The following is a 546-nucleotide window of genomic DNA, read 5'->3' on the forward strand; positions in this document are numbered from 1 at the left end:
CCAACGCCATCAACTACACCCGCGCGGAAAATAATAACGCAAAAACAAATAAAATTTTATTCGGCTGCCGTCGTCAAAATGGCCATCTATGGCTCGAAGTATGGGATACCGGCACAGGGATCGCACAGGAAGATCAGCAGCGCATATTTAACGAGTTTGAGCGTGTTCAAGGGGCATCTGGAGATACCGGCAATGGTTTAGGTTTAGGTCTCTCCATCGCCCAGCGTATGGCACATCAGCTCGGGCATAGCTTAGAGCTACGCTCAACTCTGGCACAAGGCTCAATGTTTCGTATTGCGGTGCCACTGGGCAACGAGACACTACACAACATTAAACCATCAAATCAAGCCAGTGAACTGACCGGGCTAAAGGTCTTGTGTATTGATAACGAACCACAAATACGCTCAGGCCTACTCGCGCTTTTGACTCAGTGGGATTGCCAAGTCGTCACTGCCGCAGACCTAGGTTCGGCCCTCATTCAGTGGCGTTTTCCTCAAGCACCCGACTTGGTATTGGCAGATTTTCATTTGGACAATCGAGAAAACG

1 protein-coding gene is annotated in these 546 nt (G+C 49.5%); it reads left to right on the forward strand.

The features are described 5' to 3' along the window. A partial coding sequence (locus ACFQEU_RS17840; RefSeq protein WP_379784335.1) for an ATP-binding response regulator occupies window positions 1-546 on the forward strand: 546 nt, incomplete at both ends.

This window comes from Halorubrum tibetense, assembly GCF_042661865.1.
Taxonomy (GTDB): Archaea; Halobacteriota; Halobacteria; order Halobacteriales; family Haloferacaceae; genus Halorubrum; species Halorubrum tibetense.